This window comes from Rhodococcus sp. RS1C4, from assembly GCF_002258225.1.
GTDB classification, from domain to species: Bacteria; Actinomycetota; Actinomycetes; order Mycobacteriales; family Mycobacteriaceae; genus Rhodococcoides; species Rhodococcoides fascians_E.
The window spans coordinates 139,176-157,347 of the sequence record NZ_NOXZ01000044.1 but is presented as its reverse complement, the minus strand read 5'-3'; the positions used below and the strand labels follow the sequence as shown (position 1 = coordinate 157,347).

The 18,172-nt window shown below is 65.7% G+C and carries 17 protein-coding genes; all 17 read left to right on the top strand.

The genetic code is table 11. From position 1 onward, the window contains the following. Positions 1-1,342 (top strand): RsmB/NOP family class I SAM-dependent RNA methyltransferase (locus tag CH289_RS22990; protein ID WP_256977461.1); only part of this gene is annotated, 1,342 nt, incomplete at its 5' end. Positions 1,343-1,393: 51 nt separating this feature from the next. Further along, positions 1,394-1,729 (top strand): MmcQ/YjbR family DNA-binding protein, encoded by a 336-nt coding sequence (locus CH289_RS22985; RefSeq protein ID WP_176458839.1) that lies wholly within the window; start codon positions 1,394-1,396, stop codon positions 1,727-1,729. A 63-nt stretch (positions 1,730-1,792) separates the two neighbouring features. Next, positions 1,793-2,470 carry a ribulose-phosphate 3-epimerase gene (gene rpe, locus CH289_RS22980; RefSeq protein ID WP_019666370.1) on the top strand — a complete coding sequence of 226 codons (678 nt, stop codon included), beginning with the start codon at positions 1,793-1,795 and terminating at the stop codon, positions 2,468-2,470. Continuing rightward, positions 2,470-3,492 (top strand): bifunctional diaminohydroxyphosphoribosylaminopyrimidine deaminase/5-amino-6-(5-phosphoribosylamino)uracil reductase RibD, encoded by a 1,023-nt coding sequence (gene ribD, locus CH289_RS22975; RefSeq protein WP_094712872.1) that lies wholly within the window; start codon positions 2,470-2,472, stop codon positions 3,490-3,492. Before rpe ends, ribD begins: the two co-directional genes overlap by 1 nt. 28 nt (positions 3,493-3,520) lie before the next feature. Further along, positions 3,521-4,135: a riboflavin synthase gene (locus tag CH289_RS22970; RefSeq protein WP_019666368.1), complete on the top strand. Its 615-nt coding sequence runs from the start codon at positions 3,521-3,523 to the stop codon at positions 4,133-4,135. An 81-nt stretch (positions 4,136-4,216) separates the two neighbouring features. Further along, entirely contained in the window at positions 4,217-5,470 is a 1,254-nt protein-coding gene (locus CH289_RS22965; RefSeq protein WP_019666367.1) for a bifunctional 3,4-dihydroxy-2-butanone-4-phosphate synthase/GTP cyclohydrolase II, read from the top strand. Then, positions 5,467-5,964, top strand: coding sequence for a 6,7-dimethyl-8-ribityllumazine synthase (gene ribH, locus CH289_RS22960; RefSeq protein WP_019666366.1), 498 nt, complete (start codon positions 5,467-5,469; stop codon positions 5,962-5,964). The genes CH289_RS22965 and ribH overlap by 4 nt, the downstream gene beginning before the upstream one ends. Then, on the top strand, positions 5,961-6,416 hold the full coding sequence (locus CH289_RS22955; RefSeq protein WP_019666365.1) for a PH domain-containing protein: 456 nt from the start codon (positions 5,961-5,963) through the stop codon (positions 6,414-6,416). The genes ribH and CH289_RS22955 overlap by 4 nt, the downstream gene beginning before the upstream one ends. Positions 6,417-6,457: 41 nt before the next feature. Further along, the gene (gene uvrC, locus CH289_RS22950; protein ID WP_080733959.1) at positions 6,458-8,584 is read left to right on the top strand and encodes an excinuclease ABC subunit UvrC; all 2,127 of its coding nucleotides are present in this window, start codon (positions 6,458-6,460) and stop codon (positions 8,582-8,584) included. 56 nt (positions 8,585-8,640) lie between these two features. After that, positions 8,641-9,567, top strand: a complete 927-nt coding sequence (gene rapZ / locus CH289_RS22945; RefSeq protein WP_371828079.1) for an RNase adapter RapZ — start codon at positions 8,641-8,643, stop codon at positions 9,565-9,567. Then, on the top strand, positions 9,564-10,562 hold the full coding sequence (locus CH289_RS22940; protein ID WP_019666362.1) for a gluconeogenesis factor YvcK family protein: 999 nt from the start codon (positions 9,564-9,566) through the stop codon (positions 10,560-10,562). The genes rapZ and CH289_RS22940 overlap by 4 nt, the downstream gene beginning before the upstream one ends. Next, positions 10,553-11,536, top strand: a complete 984-nt coding sequence (gene whiA, locus CH289_RS22935) for a DNA-binding protein WhiA (RefSeq protein ID WP_019666361.1) — start codon at positions 10,553-10,555, stop codon at positions 11,534-11,536. Before CH289_RS22940 ends, whiA begins: the two co-directional genes overlap by 10 nt. 157 nt (positions 11,537-11,693) lie before the next feature. Next, positions 11,694-12,713 (top strand): type I glyceraldehyde-3-phosphate dehydrogenase, encoded by a 1,020-nt coding sequence (gene gap / locus CH289_RS22930; RefSeq protein WP_019666360.1) that lies wholly within the window; start codon positions 11,694-11,696, stop codon positions 12,711-12,713. A gap of 4 nt (positions 12,714-12,717) precedes the next feature. Further along, positions 12,718-13,929, top strand: a complete 1,212-nt coding sequence (locus CH289_RS22925; RefSeq protein ID WP_094711037.1) for a phosphoglycerate kinase — start codon at positions 12,718-12,720, stop codon at positions 13,927-13,929. Between the two features lie 3 nt (positions 13,930-13,932). Continuing rightward, complete coding sequence (gene tpiA / locus CH289_RS22920) at positions 13,933-14,718, top strand: triose-phosphate isomerase (protein ID WP_019666358.1); 786 nt, start codon at positions 13,933-13,935, stop codon at positions 14,716-14,718. Positions 14,719-14,845: 127 nt separating this feature from the next. After that, on the top strand, positions 14,846-15,079 hold the full coding sequence (gene secG / locus CH289_RS22915) for a preprotein translocase subunit SecG (protein ID WP_019666357.1): 234 nt from the start codon (positions 14,846-14,848) through the stop codon (positions 15,077-15,079). Positions 15,080-15,169: 90 nt separating this feature from the next. After that, positions 15,170-18,001, top strand: coding sequence for a phosphoenolpyruvate carboxylase (ppc, locus tag CH289_RS22910; RefSeq protein WP_037187859.1), 2,832 nt, complete (start codon positions 15,170-15,172; stop codon positions 17,999-18,001). The last annotated feature ends 171 nt before the right edge of the window (positions 18,002-18,172 follow it).

The window sequence follows — 18,172 nt, the reverse complement described above, 5'->3', positions numbered from 1 at the left end:
TGTCGACCCTGCGCGACTCGCCGCCAGAGACGTACTGAAGGCGGTACGCGAGCGGGATGCCTACGCCAACCTCGTGCTCCCGGGGCTGCTGCGCGAGCGCAAGCTCGACACGCGTGATGCTGCCCTGGCGACCGAACTCGCCTACGGAGCGTCGCGAGCCCGAGGATTCCTCGACTCGGTCATCGAAAGCGGTTCGGGTCGTGCGATTTCGGAGATAGACGGTGGTCTGCTCGACATCCTGAGGCTGGGTGCTTACCAACTGCTTCGTACCCGCGTGGCGCCCCACGCTGCCGTGGCGACGTCGGTCGATCTGACCAGGGCCGAGTTCGGCAGCGGCAAGGCAGGATTCGTCAACGCCGTGCTTCGGCGAGTGTCGGAGAAGTCCGCCGATCGATGGGTCGACGAGCTCGCTCCCGCAGCAGACAAGGATCCCGTCGGACATCTGGCGTTCGAGTACGCGCATCCCAAGTGGATCGCGCAGGCCTTCGCCGACGCGCTCGGGGCGGACGCCGCAGAACTGGCGGATGTGCTGGCCGCCGACGATGCCAGGCCCGCAGTCCATCTCGTCGCACGACCGGGGGAGATCTCCGCCGAGGAGCTCGCCCTCGTCACCGGAGGTGAAGAGGGCAAGTACTCACCGTACGCCGTCTATCTCGACGGCGGTGATCCCGGCAAGCTCGACGCAGTCCGAGACGGCCTGGCCGGTGTGCAGGACGAGGGCAGCCAACTGGTGGCGCGCGCGCTGACGCTGGCACCGATCGAGGGCGAGGACGGCGGACGCTGGCTGGACCTGTGTGCAGGTCCCGGAGGCAAGGCGGCTCTGCTCGGGGCGATCGCCGAGATCGACGGCGCCCGTGTCGACGCCGTCGAACCGACCCCGCACCGTGCCGACCTCGTGTCGAAGACGACGAAGGGGCTCCCGGTCACCGTTCACGTCGTGGACGGCCGGGACCCGGGTCTCGACGGCGGATACGACCGCGTCCTGGTCGATGCGCCCTGCACCGGACTCGGAGCGCTGCGCCGGAGGCCCGAGGCGCGGTGGCGTCGCACGCAGTCCGACCTGGCGGGGCTGGTGGCGTTGCAGAAGGAACTGCTCGCCTCCGCACTGAAGCTGGTACGGCCGGGCGGCGTCGTCGTGTATTCGACCTGTTCGCCGCACCTGTCCGAGACCACGGCCGTCGTCGCGGACGCGGTGCGCCGATACGGCGCTCGGCAGCTGGACACCCACCAGCTCCTGCCCGACGTTCCACAGCTCGGTGACGGTGCGTCGGCGCAGCTGTGGCCGCACCGCCACGGAACGGACGCGATGTTCCTCGCTGCGCTTCGTCGACCGTTGGACTGACGCTGCGCATTCCTCCAAGTGCCGCGGCCGGACATGGTCGACACTGTTCCCATGGCACTTGCATGGGAAGACCTCGTCTCGTTCGCCGCGACCCTTCCGGAGACCGAGGAGTCGACGTCCTACAACACTCCCGCGTTGAAGGTGGCGAACAAGTTGATAGCCCGTCTACGGGCCGAAGCAGAGGGCGGCGTGGTCGTCATGTGCAGCCTCGAAGAGAAAGAAGCTCTGCTGGCCGCGCCCGGCTCCGCGTACTACACCACGGATCACTACGACGGGCACGGCTCGATCATCGTGGACTTGGACCGGGCGGACGCCACTGAAGTGCAGGAGCTGCTCACCGAAGCGTGGCGAGCGAAGGCCCCCAAGCGGGCCCTGAAGCGGCTCTGAATCGGGCACGGAGAAATCACGCGCCGCGGGAGCCCGGCGGCCGACCCTTTAAGCTGTCTCATCGTGGCAGCTCCGATGATCGCTCCGTCCATCCTCTCCGCCGACTTCGCCCGTCTGGGGGAGGAAGCAGAGGCCGTCGCAGGCTCCGACTGGCTCCACGTCGACGTCATGGACGCGCATTTCGTTCCCAATCTGACGCTCGGCCTTCCCGTCGTCCAGAGTCTCGTCAAGGCCACCGACATACCCCTCGATTGCCATCTGATGATCGAGGATCCGGCTCGGTGGGCGCCGCCGTACGCGGAGGCGGGTGCCTACAACGTCACGTTCCACGCGGAGGCGACGGACGATCCCATTGCCGTCGCGAAGGACATCCGTGCAGCGGGAGCCAAAGCAGGCTTGAGCGTCAAGCCCGGCACCCCGATCGAGCCGTACCTCGAGATACTTCGGCATTTCGACACGCTGCTCGTCATGAGCGTCGAGCCGGGCTTCGGCGGACAGTCGTTCATGCCCGAGGTGCTGAGCAAGGCTCGCACGGTACGCAATCTCGTCGACTCCGGCGAACTGACCTTGGTCGTCGAGATCGACGGCGGCATCAATGCCGACACCATCGAGCAGGCCGCGGACGCCGGCGTCGACTGCTTCGTCGCCGGGTCCGCCGTGTACGGCACAGCCGATCCCGCAGCGACCGTGCGCGCGTTGCGCGACCGTGCAGCCGGGGCGTCGCACCACCTCGCACACTGATGACATCCGGCGCCGCTGTGAGCGAGACCGCCGCCATGGCGCTCGCCATCGCCGCGTCGGAAACGGCCAGGGGGTCGACCAGTCCCAATCCGCCGGTCGGAGCCGTCATCCTCGACGCCGACGGGGTCGTCGTGGGGACCGGGGCGACGCGGCCGCCCGGGGGTCCGCACGCCGAGGTGGTCGCTCTTGCGGAAGCCGGTGAACGCGCACGCGGCGGAACGGCAGTGGTCACGCTCGAACCGTGCAATCACACCGGTCGGACCGGTCCGTGCTCGCAGGCGCTGATCGCGGCAGGCGTTCGTCGTGTCGTCTATGCGGTGGCCGATCCCAACCCTCTTGCCGAAGGGGGAGCAGGCACGCTCGCCGAGGCAGGCGTCGACGTCTCGTCCGGGTTGGAGTCCGACGCCGTGAAGCGCGGTCCACTGCGCGCGTGGCTACACAAGCAACGGACCGGACGCCCCCACATCACGTTGAAGTACGCGGCAAGTCTCGACGGCCGCAGCGCAGCGCAGGACGGCACGAGTCAGTGGATCACCGGACCCGACGCTCGCGCGCACGTACACGCGCAGCGCGCGACTCTGGACGCAATCGTCGTCGGGACCGGAACCGTGATCGCGGACGATCCGCTGCTCACAGCCCGGCTTCCCGACGGAAGCTCCGCACCGCACCAACCCGTCCGCGTCGTCGTCGGCCATCGTGACATCCCTCCCGAGGCGCGCATCCGCGGCGACCACACACGCACGATCTTCGTCCGATCGCACGATCCGCACGACGTCGTCGACGCGCTCGGCGAGTACACCGACGTCCTGGTCGAGGGTGGGCCGACCCTGGCCGGCGCTTTTCTCGCCGCAGGTGTCGTCGACCGCATCGTGGCGTACATCGCTCCCGTCGTACTCGGTTCGGGGACCTCGGCGGTGGAGAATGCAGGCGTCGGAACAATTTCCGACGCCCTGCGGTTCTCGATCGAGAGTGTCGTCCCACTGGGAACCGACGTGGTCGTCAGCGCGGTGAAGCTGCAGTAGTGACCGGAAACGAGAGAGTGGAGATCTGATGTTCACTGGGATTGTCGAGGAACTCGGCGAGATCGTCGGCAAGGACGATCTGACCGATGCCGCCCGCTTCACGGTGAAGGGTCCGATCGTCACGTCGGATGCAGGGCACGGTGATTCGATCGCCGTGAACGGTGTGTGCCTGACGGTCGTCGACGTGCTGGCCGACGGCGCGTTCACGGCCGACGTGATGCAGGAGACGTTGAACCGGTCCAGCTTGCAGCGCTTGACGGTGGGCAGCCGGGTCAATCTGGAACGTGCGGCAGCACTGAACAGCAGGCTGGGTGGTCACCTGGTTCAGGGTCATGTCGACGGCACCGGGACGGTGGTGAACCGATCTCCTTCGGAGAACTGGACGGTCGTCCGGATCGCAATGCCCACCTCGGTCGCGCGGTACGTCGTCGAGAAGGGCTCCATCACCGTCGACGGGGTGTCGCTGACGGTGTCGGCGCTCGGTCGCGACGACGACGGCGGGCACTGGTTCGAGATCTCGCTCATTCCGACGACGCTCGACCTGACGACGCTGGGTAGTTCGGACGTCGGGACGCCGGTGAACCTCGAGGTCGACGTGATCGCCAAATACGTCGAACGGCTGCAGACCCTCGCCGCCGAGTAGGAATGCCGGAAAGTTACTGTTGACGAAGTATTCATGCCTGAATTCGTCTGGGGTGTGAACAAGACGTATGGAGCGTAGGACGTGACAAGGTTCGACAGTATCGAGCGCGCGGTTGCGGACATCGCCGCAGGTAAAGCTGTGGTCGTGGTCGACGACGAGGATCGCGAGAACGAGGGCGACCTCATCTTCGCGGCCGAGAAGGCGACGCCGGAACTCGTCGCGTTCATGGTGCGGTACACCTCGGGGTACCTCTGTGTACCGCTGTCCGGTGACGATTGCGACCGCCTGGGTCTTCCTCCCATGTACGCGACCAACCAGGACAAGCACGGCACGGCCTACACGGTGACGGTCGACGCCCGGGAGGGCATCGGGACCGGAATCTCGGCCTCGGACAGGGCTGCGACCATGCGGCTGCTGGCGGATCCGACGACGGGCGCGGGCGATTTCACCCGGCCGGGACACGTGGTTCCGCTTCGCGCGAAGGACGGCGGAGTCCTGCGTCGACCGGGTCACACCGAAGCGGCCGTCGACTTGGCACGAATGGCCGATCTGCGGCCTGCGGGAGTCATCTGCGAGATCGTCAGCCAGAAGGACGAAGGCTCGATGGCGCAGACCGACGAGTTGCGGGTCTTCGCGGACGACCACGACCTCGCACTCATCTCCATCGCCGATCTCATCGCGTGGCGCCGCAAGCACGAGAAGCACGTCGTGCGCGTCGCGGATGCTCGGATTCCCACCGCTCACGGCACTTTCCGCGCCGTCGGATACCAGAGCGTCTACGACGAGGTGGAGCACGTCGCCCTGGTGTGCGGAGATATCGCCGGACCGGACGGTGACGGCAGCGACGTCCTGGTCCGTGTGCACTCGGAGTGCCTGACCGGCGACGTCTTCGGTTCGCTGCGGTGTGACTGCGGTCCTCAGCTCGATGCTGCGCTCGACATGATCGCCACCGAGGGCCGAGGCGTCGTGCTGTACATGCGAGGGCACGAAGGCCGCGGTATCGGACTGTTGCACAAGTTGCAGGCGTACCAGCTGCAGGACGCAGGTTCGGACACCGTCGACGCAAACCTTCAGCTCGGACTTCCAGCCGATTCGCGGGACTACGGAATCGGTGCTCAGATTCTGGTGGATCTCGGCATCTCCTCGATGCGCCTGCTGACGAACAATCCAGCCAAGCGAGTCGGTCTCGACGGATACGGACTGCACGTCACCGAGCGCGTCCCGATGCCGCTGCGGGCGAACGCGGAGAACCTGACCTACCTACGCACCAAGCGCGACCGCATGGGCCACGACCTGGCCGGACTCGACGAATACGAGAAGGGGCAGCATTCATGAGCGGGGAAGGCGAACCACAACTACAACTCGAGGGCGCAGGTGATCTGAAGGTCGCCATCGTTGCCGGTCAGTGGCATCGCACCATCTCCGAGGCTCTGCTCGACGGCGCACGCAGGAAGGTCGAGGAAGCCGGTGTCACCGAGGTCACCGTCGTTCGAGTGGCGGGGGCGATCGAGCTTCCTGTCGTCGCGCAGACCTTGGCCCGTGACCACGACGCGGTGATTGCTCTCGGCGTGGTGATCAGAGGTGGAACACCGCATTTCGAGTACGTGTGCGACGCCGTCACGGCCGGTCTGACGCGGGTGTCGCTCGACGAGAGCACTCCCGTGACCAACGGAGTGTTGACGACGGACGACGAGCAGCAGGCTCTCGATCGGTCCGGGCTTCCCGGGTCGAAGGAGGACAAGGGCGGGCAGGCCGCTGCGGCGGCGATCGACACCGCGCTGACCCTGAAGCATCTGCGGCAACCGTGGACGAACCAGGAATTTCGATGACGGAGAACGCAGGCTGGGATCTCGAGGTCCGGTCCAAGAAGTCCGCGCGCTACGCGATTGCTGCCGCTGTTCTGCTGGTGGTGGCACACACCACCGTGGCGATCCTGCTGCGGATCTCGCCCACCGGGGTGTACTTCCGCACTGCCGATCAGCTGGCGTTGGCCGGCATCGGTGTGTTGTTGGCCGGTATCGCACTGTTGTTGACGCGCCCACGGGTGCGGGTCGGCAAGAAGGGCGTTGCGGTCAGGAACATCCTGTCCGAGCGTCTGATCGAATGGGACCTCGTTCGCGGTCTGTCCTTCCCCGACGGGGCGATGTGGGCGCGGGTGGACATCCCGGACGACGAGTTCATTCCGGTGATGGCCATCCAGTCGAACGATCGGGATCACGCGGTCGCCGCGGTCCGGTCCTTCCGCAGCCTGGAAGCGAAGTATGCGGGCTCGGACCGCTAGCTCGCCGAAGCCGGTCGGTGGCTGCGGCTAACCTGGACACCGTGTCCGACCCAGCTACATATCGCCCGGCAACCGGAACCATCCCGGTGGAGCCCGGCGTGTACAAATTTCGTGATCCTCACGGACGCGTGATCTACGTGGGCAAGGCCAAAAGCCTTCGAAGCCGCCTCAATTCGTACTTCGCGGACGTCGCGTCCCTGCACCCGCGCACTCGCCAGATGGTCACCACGGCGGCATCCGTCGAATGGACCGTGGTGACGACCGAGGTCGAGGCGCTGCAGCTCGAGTACAACTGGATCAAGGAGTTCGATCCTCGATTCAACGTTCGGTACCGCGACGACAAGAGCTACCCGATGCTTGCGGTCACGATGAACGAGGAGTATCCGCGTCTGTTCGTCTACCGCGGACCCAGGCGCAAGGGCGTCCGATACTTCGGTCCCTACGCACACGCGTGGGCAATTCGCGAGACTCTCGATCTGTTGTTGCGTGTGTTCCCGGCCCGTACCTGTTCGGCAGGAGTTCTCAAACGGCACAAGCAGATCGGTCGCCCGTGTCTGCTCGGCTACATCGACAAGTGTTCCGCGCCGTGCACCGGACGCGTGTCGGCCGACGAGCACCGACGCACCGTCGAGGACTTCTGTGACTTCCTGTCCGGCAAGACGGACAAGCTGGTTCGGCAGCTGGAGAAGAAGATGCAGGACGCGTCGGAGAATCTGGACTTCGAATCCGCTGCTCGACTCCGCGACGACGTGGGCGCCTTGAAGCGGGCACTGGAGAAGCAGGCTGTGGTGCTCGGTGACGGAACCGACGCCGACCTGGTGGCCTTCGCGACCGATCCGCTGGAGGCTGCGGTGCAGGTCTTCCACGTACGCGGCGGCCGAGTCCGCGGACAGCGCGGATGGGTCGTGGAGAAGGCGGGTGAGGTCATCGAGACGGTGGCCGACGATCAGTCCGACCTTCCGGCTCTGGTCGAGCAGTTCCTCACCCAGTTCTACGGCCAGGAAGCAGCGTTGTCCTCGCGCACTCCCGGCGTCGACGACGCGGGAGCCAACGCGGTCCCGAAGGAAGTGCTCGTCCCGGTCCTACCGGGCAACGCGGACGAGGTGCAGCAGTGGCTGAGCGAGCTGCGCGGATCGAACGTGCAGCTGAGGGTTCCGCAGCGAGGAGACAAGAAGGCGCTCGCGGAAACCGTCGAACGAAACGCGAAAGAAGCTCTGCAACAGCACAAGTTGAAGCGAGCCGGTGACTTCACATCGAGATCCGCCGCGCTGCAGGGTATTCAGGAGGCGCTGGATCTGGATTCCGCGCCGCTGCGCATCGAGTGCATCGATATCTCGCACGTTCAGGGCACCGATGTCGTCGCGTCGCTCGTCGTCTTCGAGGACGGGTTGCCGCGCAAGAGCGATTACCGGCACTACGCGATCAAGGAAGCCGCAGGAGACGGGCATTCCGACGACGTCGCGAGCATCGCCGAGGTCACCCGCCGACGATTCCTGCGCCACAGCTCCGATGCCTCGGGCAACGAATCCGGGGGCGACCTGTCGCCGGAGGCCGCGTTGGATCCGCAGACCGGGCGTCCGCGACGGTTCGCGTATCCGCCCAACCTGTTCGTCGTCGACGGCGGAGCACCGCAGGTCGCTGCCGCGTCCGAGGTACTCGACGAGTTGGGTGTGACCGACGTCGCAGTGGTCGGCCTCGCGAAGCGTCTGGAGGAAGTGTGGGTTCCCGGCGAATCCGATCCGGTGATCCTTCCTCGAACCAGCGAGTCGCTGTATCTGCTCCAGCGGGTTCGGGACGAAGCGCACCGGTTCGCCATCACGTTCCACCGCAGCAAGCGGTCCAGAAGGATGACCGCGTCGGCGCTCGATTCGGTGAAGGGTCTCGGCGAGACCAGACGGACGGCGCTGGTGACGCACTTCGGCTCCGTCGCGAAACTCAAACAGGCGACGGTGGAGGACATCGTCGAGGTCCCGGGAATCGGAGCCACCACCGCCAAGGCAGTCCTGGACGCACTGGGGGCAGGTGACGCCGACGCCGGCGTCACCGCGACGGGGGCAGCCGCAGGCGAAGGGTCGTCGGCCGAGGTCGAGGGCGATATGTCGGCATCGACGGCGCCGGTGGGGGAAGATCGGCAGGAGACGACTTCGACAGGGCAGGTTGTGACGTGAGCGAACCGGATGTTCGGCAGGACGACGACGTTCACGAAGCGGACCCGGTTGGAGACGTGGACGCACGACCGGACGCGATTCCAGCCACCGCAGTTCGAGCGACCGCAGTTCATGCTATCGAGGTTGCGCTCGTGACCGGTCTGTCCGGTGCGGGTCTGCGCACGGCCGCGAAGGTGCTCGAGGACCTGGGGTGGTATGTGGCGGACAACCTGCCACCCGAGTTGATCTCGAAGATGATCGACGTGGCGCTCGCCTCGGAACCTCCGCTCGAACGCCTCGCACTGGTGATGGACGTCCGCAGCCGACTGTTCACCGGTGACCTCGGATGGGTCGTTCGTGAACTGAACTCGCGGGGCATACGGAACCGAGTCCTGTTCCTGGAGGCCGCGGATGCGGTGCTGATCCAACGGTTCGAATCCAACCGCCGAAGCCACCCACTACAGAACGACGGCCAGGACGGCACCCTGTCCGAGGGGATTCACGCCGAACGTGCCCGGCTCGCCGAGGTGAAATCCGTCGCGGACGTCGTCGTGGACACGACATCGCTGTCGGTGCATCAACTACGTCGCCGAGTGGAGGCGTCGTTCGGAGGAACCGACATCGCGGTGATCGGTGTGACCGTCCAGTCCTTCGGCTTCAAATACGGTCTGCCGATCGATTCCGATCTGGTGTGCGACGTGAGATTTCTGCCGAATCCGCACTGGGTTCCCGAGTTGCGAGAACATACTGGCAAAGAGCCTGCAGTGCGTGATTACGTCCTGGGTCAAGACGGTGCCCAGGACTACCTGCAGACCTTTCGGCACTTGTTGCACTTGACCGTCGACGGGTATCGCAGGGAGGGCAAGAGCTACATGACCGTCGCGGTCGGGTGTACGGGTGGCAAGCATCGAAGTGTGGCAATGACAGAAGCGCTGGCAGACATGCTGGCGCGAGAGAAAGACTTGTCGGTGCGGGTGCTGCACCGAGACGCGGGCCGCGAATGAGCGACATGAAAGTCGTCGCCCTCGGCGGTGGACACGGTCTGTACGCAACGCTCAGCGCGGCACGCAGGCTTGCATCGCACGTGACAGCAATCGTCACCGTCGCGGACGACGGTGGGTCCTCGGGCCGGCTCCGCGCGGAGCTCGGGATGGTCCCGCCGGGCGACCTCCGTATGGCGCTGGCAGCGCTGTCGTCGGAGGAACAACGCACGCGCATGTGGGCGGACGTCATGCAGCATCGGTTCGGTGGATCGGGTGCGCTCGCGGGCCATTCCGTCGGGAACCTGATCCTCGCGGGCCTGACGGAGGTTCTCGGTGACACGGTGCTCGCGTTGGACGAAGCAGCGCGCCTGCTCGGAATCGAGGGCCGCGTCGTGCCGATGGCACCGATCCCGCTGGACATCGAGGCCGACGTCTCGGGCTTGGAGGACGATCCAAGGGTGTCGCGCGTCATCCGCGGACAGGTCGCCGTCGCGACGACACCGGGCAAGGTCAGGCGCGTACGACTCCTACCGTCGGATCCGCCCGCGACGCCCGAAGCGGTTCGCGCCATCGACGAGGCCGATCTGGTCGTACTCGGACCGGGGTCGTGGTTCTCGAGTGTGATTCCCCACGTACTCGTCCCGGATCTGCTGGCCGCATTGGCACGGTCGTCCGCGGTCAAGGTGCTCGTACTCAATCTGGCACCGGAATTGGGGGAGACGACCGGATTCTCCGCCGAGCGGCACCTGCACGTACTGTCCCAGCACGCACCGGATTTCAGGGTCGACCACATCGTCGTCGACTCCGCGTTCGTCCCGGCCGGTGGCGAACGCGAGCATCTCGCCCGAGCGGCAGCACGGTTGGGAGCCGACGTCGTCTACGTGGACGTCGCGGAACCGGGCACCCACGCACATCATTTCGGAAAGTTGGCTGCGGCTCTCGGTAGCATCGTCTCCTCGCAGGAGAACGACGCGTCCGACGGGCCGCGCAGAGAGGGGATCACTTCGTGGCCATGACAGCTGAGGTGAAGGACGAGCTGAGCAGGCTCGCTGTCACCCAGGTGAGCTGCAGGAGGGCCGAAGTGTCGGCGCTGCTGCGTTTCGCCGGCGGGCTTCACATCGTTGCCGGACGAGTAGTCGTCGAGGCGGAAGTCGACCTCGGTTCGACAGCACGCCGACTGCGCCGCGAGATCCTGGACCTCTACGGGTACACGTCCGACGTCCACGTTCTCAGCGCCGGTGGTCTGAGGAAGAGCTCGCGGTACGTCGTCCGAGTGGCCAAGGACGGCGAGGCACTCGCCCGCCAGACCGGACTTCTCGACATGCGTGGACGTCCCGTCCGAGGGCTGCCCGCTCAGGTGGTCGGCGGCACGGTCGGTGACGCCGAAGCAGCGTGGCGCGGGGCGTTCCTGGCTCACGGTTCTCTGACGGAGCCGGGTAGGTCCTCGGCACTCGAGATCAGCTGCCCCGGTCCCGAGGCCGCACTTGCACTGGTCGGTGCAGCTCGCCGCCTCGGCGTCGTCGCCAAGGCACGGGAAGTGCGAGGCACCGACCGAGTCGTCGTGCGGGATGGAGAAGCCATCGGCGCGCTGCTCACACGCATGGGAGCGCAGGACACCAGGCTCGTCTGGGAAGAACGGCGCATGCGTCGTGAGGTGCGTGCCACCGCCAACCGGCTGGCCAACTTCGACGACGCCAACCTGCGCCGGTCGGCGAGAGCCGCCGTGGCCGCGGCGGCGCGGGTCGAACGTGCGCTGCAGATTCTCGGCGAAGACGTGCCGGATCATCTGGCTGCGGCCGGGTCGCTGCGCGTCCAGCATCGACAGGCATCGCTCGAAGAACTCGGCCAACTCGCGGACCCACCGATGACCAAGGATGCGGTCGCCGGACGTATCCGCAGGTTGCTGTCCATGGCGGATCGAAAGGCGAAGGACACCGGCATTCCGGACACCGAGTCCGCCGTCACCGCCGAGTTGCTCGACGAGGCCTGAGGCACCGGCGAGAGCCGACGACGCGACTGGTCGGATAACTGCAGGTGGAGGGTGATGCGCGCGCGAATGCAGTGCGCACACTAGGGTGGAAAACGCACGTAGGGACTTGCCCCATGCGCGAAATACGACAATCGGTTCAACAACTTAGGAGCGAACAGTGACGATCCGGGTAGGCGTGAACGGCTTCGGCCGCATCGGACGTAACTTCTTCAGGGCAGTCGATGCGCAGAAAGCTCTGGGCACCACCGACATCGAGATCGTGGCTGTCAACGACCTCACCGACAACGCATCCCTGGCGCACCTGTTGAAGTACGACTCGATCCTGGGCCGTCTGCCGCACGACGTCAGCCTCGAAGGCGACGACACCATCGTCGTCGGCGATCAGAAGATCAAGGCGTTGTCGCTGCGCGAGGGACCGTCGGCTCTCCCGTGGGGTGACCTGGGCGTCGACGTCGTAGTCGAGTCCACGGGTATCTTCACCGACGCCTCGAAGGCCAAGGGCCACCTCGACGCAGGCGCCAAGAAGGTCATCATCTCCGCACCTGCCAAGGGTGAGGACATCACGATCGTCATGGGCGTCAACGACGACAAGTACGACGGCAGCCAGAACATCATCTCCAACGCGTCGTGCACCACCAACTGCCTCGGCCCCATTGCCAAGGTCCTCGACGACGAGTTCGGCATCGTCAAGGGGCTCATGACCACGGTGCACGCGTACACGCAGGACCAGAACCTGCAGGACGGCCCGCACAGCGACCTGCGTCGCGCACGCGCAGCGGCCCTCAACGTCGTCCCCACCGGCACCGGCGCGGCAAAGGCCATCGGCCTGGTGCTCCCGCAACTTCTCGGCAAGCTCGACGGATACGCACTGCGGGTGCCGATCCCGACCGGCTCGGTCACCGACCTCACGGCGAACCTGAAGAAGTCGGCATCCGTCGACGAGATCAACGCCGCCATGAAGGCAGCAGCGGAAGGCCCGCTGAAGGGCATCCTGAAGTACAGCACCGACCCGATCGTGTCCTCGGACATCGTCACCGACCCGCACTCGTCGATCTTCGACGCACCGCTGACCAAGGTCATCGACGACCAGGTCAAGATCGTGTCCTGGTACGACAACGAGTGGGGCTACTCCAACCGCCTGGCCGACCTCATCGGTCTCGTCGGAAAGTCCCTCTGATCACATGGCAGTCAAGACTCTGCAGGACCTGATCGACGCCGGCGTGTCGGGTCGCCCGGTTCTGGTGCGCTCGGACTTCAACGTGCCGATCGAGAACGGTGTCATCACCGATCCCGGTCGCATCGTCGCATCGCTTCCGACGTTGAACGCACTGCTCGACGCCGGTGCGAAGCTCATCGTCACCGCACACCTCGGCCGGCCGGACGGCAAGCCCGAGGCGAAGTACTCGCTCGCGCCGGTGGCGTCGAAGCTCGGGGAACTGCTCGGTCGCCACGTTCAGTTGGCGGGCGACGTCGTCGGCCAGGATGCTCAGGCTCGTGCCGAAGGGCTGACCGACGGCGACGTACTGCTGCTGGAGAACATCCGGTTCGATCCGCGTGAGACCAGCAAGGACGAGGCCGAGCGTGCTCAGCTGGCAGCCGAGTTGGTCGCGCTCACCGACGGTGAGGGTGCTTTCGTGTCCGACGGCTTCGGCGTCGTGCACCGCAAGCAGGCTTCGGTGTACGACGTGGCGAAGCTGCTTCCGTCGTACGCAGGTGGTCTGGTGGCCACCGAGGCCGACGTGCTGGCCAAGTTGACGGAGGATCCGGCACGCCCGTACGCGGTCGTGCTCGGCGGGTCGAAGGTCTCGGACAAGTTGGGTGTCATCGAGGCGCTCGCACCCAAGGTCGACACTTTGGTCATCGGCGGCGGCATGGCGTTCACTTTCCTTGCCGCACAGGGCTACTCGGTCGGTTCTTCGCTTCTGCAGGAAGACCAGATCGACGTCTGCAAGGACCTGCTCGAGCGGTTCGGCGATGTCATCCACCTGCCGGTCGACATCGTCGTGGGTGACTCGTTCTCGAAGGACGCCGAAGCCAAGACCGTTGCCGCATCCGAGATCCCGGACGGTTGGATGGGACTGGACATCGGGCCGGAGTCCGTCAGCCGATTCACCGTCGTGCTCGCGAACGCGAAGACGATCTTCTGGAACGGCCCGGCCGGTGTCTTCGAGTTCGAGAAGTTCTCCGCAGGAACGCGGGGCATCGCCGAGGCAATCGTCGGTGCCACCGAGAAGGGCGCGTTCAGCGTCGTCGGCGGCGGGGACTCCGCAGCCGCCGTCCGTGCACTGGGACTGTCCGACGACGGCTTCTCGCACATCTCGACCGGAGGCGGTGCATCTCTCGAATACCTCGAGGGCAAGCAGCTTCCCGGCATCGCAGCGCTGGAGGGATGAACCATGGCACGTAAGCCGCTCATCGCAGGCAACTGGAAAATGAATCTGAACCACCTCGAGGCGATCTCGCTGGTGCAGAAGATCGCGTTCTCGCTGCCCGCGAAGTACTTCGACAAGGTGGACGTGACGGTCATTCCGCCGTTCACGGACATCCGCAGTGTGCAGACGCTCATCGAGGGCGACAAGCTCCTGCTCACCTACGGCGCGCAGGACGTCTCCGCACAGGAGTCCGGCGCATACACCGGTGAGATCAGTGGGTCGATGCTCGCGAAGCTCGGTTGCACGTTCGCTGTCGTCGGGCACTCCGAGCGTCGAACCCTGCACAGCGAGGACGACGCCGCGGTCGCAGCCAAGACCAAGGCTGCACTGAAGCACGGACTCACACCGATCGTGTGCATCGGTGAGGGCCTCAACATCCGTGAGGCTGGCGAGCACGTCTCGTACAACATCACGCAGCTTCGTGGTTCGCTGGCCGGGTTGTCGGCCGAGGACATCGCGAAGGTCGTGGTCGCCTACGAGCCGGTGTGGGCGATCGGCACCGGTCGAGTGGCCAGTGCCGCGGACGCGCAGGAAGTGTGCTCGGCAATCCGCGAGGAGCTGAAGACGCTCGCCTCCGCAGAGGTGGCGGCGGGCGTGCGGGTCCTCTACGGCGGCTCCGTCAACGCGAAGAACGTGGGCGAGATCGTCGGCCAGCCCGACGTCGACGGTGCGCTCGTCGGTGGAGCCTCCCTCAAGGCGGACGAGTTCGCCACATTGTCGGCAATCGCCGCGGGTGGCCCTCTGCCCTGATCGCAGCAGCTGGTCGAGCCGTACATCGGACATTGCCGTGTCACCGCCACCGAGGCGGTGACACGGCAATGTGCGTCGTGCAGGTAGGCTGTCACGGGTTGTGAGCTGAGACTATTGTGAGGCGGACATGGAACTGTTCCTGGATATTTTGCTGGTGGTCACCAGTTTGGCGCTGATTCTTCTGGTGCTGCTGCACCGGGGCAAGGGTGGCGGCCTGTCCAGTCTGTTCGGCGGCGGTGTCCAGTCGTCTCTGTCGAGCTCGACGGTCGTGGAGAAGAACCTGGATCGGTTGACCATCTTCACCGGCGTCGTGTGGCTGATCGCAATCCTCGGAATCGGCCTGGAGATCAAGTTCTCCTGATCGGGTTTGTCCTTACATATCATGTGTCGGTGCCGGGCCCGAACAGGACCTCGGGCTGCATGACACCGGTGGGTGCACGATAATCGGGGGATGAGCGAAACCCCTTTGGAGTCGTCAGGATCTCCCGCCTTCGTCACACCCACGACGCAAGGTCGTGAGTTGACCGAGCCGCTGCGGGAAGACATTCGATACCTCGGTGGAATTCTCGGTGACATCATCCGCGAGCACGAAGGACCCGCCGTGTTCGACCTCGTCGAACGTGCCCGCGTCGAATCCTTCGCCGTCCGCCGCTCGGAGGGCGAGCGCGACGATTCACTCGGGATCTACGCAGATCTCGACGTGTCGCAGGCAGTTCCGCTCATTCGTGCGTTCAGTCATTTCTCGCTGCTGGCCAACCTCGCCGAGGACCTGCACCGCGAGCGCCGTCGCGCAATTCACCTCGATCGCGAGGATCCGCCTCAGGACAGCAGCCTCGACGCGACGTGGATCAAACTCGATTCCGCCGACCTCACCCAGCAGCAGGTGGCCGACGCGCTGACCGATGCACTGGTGGCCCCGGTCATCACTGCGCATCCGACGGAAACGCGTCGACGGACGGTGTTCGATGTTCAATCCAGGATCACCGAGCTCATGCGACGGCGCGAGGTTGCCTCGTCCGCGGCGGCGAACAAGGCGTCGAGTGCCGCCAAAGAGCTTGCTGCGGTGGACATTCAGATCCGTCGCCAGGTTCTGACGTTGTGGGAGACGGCCTTGATCAGGTTGTCACGGCTCCGAATTCAGGACGAGATCGAGGTGGGCCTCCGCTACTTCGAGACGTCACTGTTCGACGTCATTCCGGCGCTCAACGCGGACGTCCGTGCGGCCCTTCGGCAGAGGTGGCCGTCGAGCGACCTGCTGCCGCAGCCCATTCTTCGTCCCGGTTCGTGGATCGGCGGAGACCGCGACGGTAATCCGAACGTCACGGCCGAGGTCGTGCACACCGCGACCCATCAGGCCGGATACACCGCGTTCGCTCATTACCTGGACGAGCTCGTCGCGCTCGAGAAAGAACTGTCGATGTCCGTGCGTCTCGTCGCGGTCAGCGACGAACTGCTGACGTTGGCGGCAGAAGCAGGCGATCCCGCCGACAACCGCAACGACGAGCCGTATCGCGTTGCGGTTCGCGGGATCCGAGCACGCCTGACGGCCACCGCCGCCCGGGTTCTCGACTCCGTTCCCGTCGCCGGACTCGACGTCGGATCCACCCCGTATGCCGCGCCCCAGGACGTATTGAACGATCTCGACACGATCGACCGGGCGCTGCGCGCCGACGGTGATGCGCTCATCGCCGACGATCGTCTGCTGGCGCTGCGTCAGGCCGTCGAGACGTTCGGATTCCACCTGCAGGCTCTGGACATGCGCCAGAACTCGGAGACGCACGAGGAAGTCGTCGCCGAACTCCTGTCCTGGGCCGGCGTGCACCCCGATTACGCCTCGCTCGACGAGAACGAGCGGGTGGCTCTTCTGTCCCGCGAGCTGACCACTCGTCGTCCCCTCGTGGGTCCGACAGCTCAGCTGAGCGAGCTCGCGACCAAGGAGCTCGGTATCGTGCGCGCCGCGAAGGTGGCCATCGATCACCTCGGGCCCGACACGATCCAGAACTACATCATCAGCATGTGCCAGTCGGTGAGCGACATGCTCGAGGCAGCCCTGCTGCTGAAGGAGGCCGGGATCTTCGACCCCGGCACCGACGGATCCGCCCCGACGTCGACGGTGGGCGTCGTGCCCCTGTTCGAGACCATCGAGGACCTGCAGCAGGGTGCGGCCACGCTCGTGGCCACCCTCGACGTTCCGGTCTACCGGGCTCTCGTCGCGGGCCGCGGGATGAACCAGGAAGTGATGCTCGGTTACTCGGACTCGAACAAGGACGGCGGATACCTCGCCGCCAACTGGGCGTTGTACCGCGCCGAACTGGATCTGCTCGAGGCGTCGCGGAAGACCGGAATTCGGTTGCGGCTGTTCCACGGTCGTGGAGGCACCGTCGGTCGCGGCGGCGGTCCGAGCTACGACGCCATCCTCGCGCAGCCTCCGGGCGTCGTGCAGGGGTCGCTGCGTCTGACCGAGCAGGGCGAGATCATCGCCGCCAAGTACGCCGAGCCGTCCATGGCGCGCCGCAACCTCGAATCGCTGGTGGCGGGCACGCTCGAATCGACCCTCCTCGACGTGGAGGGTCTGGGCGACGGCGCCGAGCCTGCCTACGAGGTGCTCGACGACCTGGCTGCGAAAGCCCGCGCTGCGTACGGCCGATTGGTGCACGAGGAGCCCGGATTCGTGGAGTACTTCCGCATGTCCACTCCGGTTGCGGAGGTGGGGGAGCTGAACATCGGAAGCCGCCCCGCGTCACGCAAGCCGACCAATTCGGTGTACGACCTGCGCGCGATCCCATGGGTGATGTCCTGGAGCCAGTGCCGTGTGATGCTGCCCGGCTGGTACGGAACCGGTACGGCGTTCGAGGAATGGGTCGGCGGCGACGACGACAAGCTGGCGGTACTGACGGACCTGTATCGGAAGTGGCCGTTCTTCCAAACGGTACTGTCGAACCTCGCGCAGGTCATGGCCAAATCGGATCTGGGGATCGCTGCTCGTTACTCCGAACTCGTCCCGGATACGGAACTGCGCACCAGGATCTTCGGAATGATCGAAGCAGAGCATGCGAAGACCATCGAGATGTACCTGTCCATCACCGGACACTCGAGGTTGCTCGAGGACAATCCGGCCCTGGAACGGTCGGTCCACAACCGGTTCCCGTACCTCGAGCCCCTCAATCAGATGCAGGTCGAGATGCTGCGCCGCTACCGCGCCGGTGACGAGGAAGAGCGCGTCAAACGCGGCATCCTGCTGACGATGAACGGTTTGGCGACTGCCCTGCGCAACAGCGGATAGTCACCTGCGGTTCCGCCGTCGTCGACTCGGGAACCGTCGCCGTGCCGGCTGCGTCTGACTAGGTATGAGGCAGTGCACATCCGACGCCAAATGCTGGCGCGACGGCTCGGCGTACCGTTCTGCGCAGTCGAGGCGGCGGACACCGCCCGTGGAGAAGGACGCCGACGAGAC

Bases quoted from the DNA above. Each gene is read 5' to 3' on its own strand.
- secG (WP_019666357.1), top strand. From the start codon at position 14,846: ATGGAACTGTTCCTGGATATTTTGCTGGTGGTCACCAGTTTGGCGCTG.
- ribH (WP_019666366.1), top strand. From the start codon at position 5,467: ATGAGCGGGGAAGGCGAACCACAACTACAACTCGAGGGCGCAGGTGAT.
- tpiA (WP_019666358.1), top strand. From the start codon at position 13,933: ATGGCACGTAAGCCGCTCATCGCAGGCAACTGGAAAATGAATCTGAAC.
- CH289_RS22925 (WP_094711037.1), top strand. From the start codon at position 12,718: ATGGCAGTCAAGACTCTGCAGGACCTGATCGACGCCGGCGTGTCGGGT.
- CH289_RS22955 (WP_019666365.1), top strand. From the start codon at position 5,961: ATGACGGAGAACGCAGGCTGGGATCTCGAGGTCCGGTCCAAGAAGTCC.
- CH289_RS22970 (WP_019666368.1), top strand. From the start codon at position 3,521: ATGTTCACTGGGATTGTCGAGGAACTCGGCGAGATCGTCGGCAAGGAC.
- ribD (WP_094712872.1), top strand. From the start codon at position 2,470: ATGACATCCGGCGCCGCTGTGAGCGAGACCGCCGCCATGGCGCTCGCC.
- CH289_RS22940 (WP_019666362.1), top strand. From the start codon at position 9,564: ATGAGCGACATGAAAGTCGTCGCCCTCGGCGGTGGACACGGTCTGTAC.
- ppc (WP_037187859.1), top strand. From the start codon at position 15,170: ATGAGCGAAACCCCTTTGGAGTCGTCAGGATCTCCCGCCTTCGTCACA.
- CH289_RS22985 (WP_176458839.1), top strand. From the start codon at position 1,394: ATGGCACTTGCATGGGAAGACCTCGTCTCGTTCGCCGCGACCCTTCCG.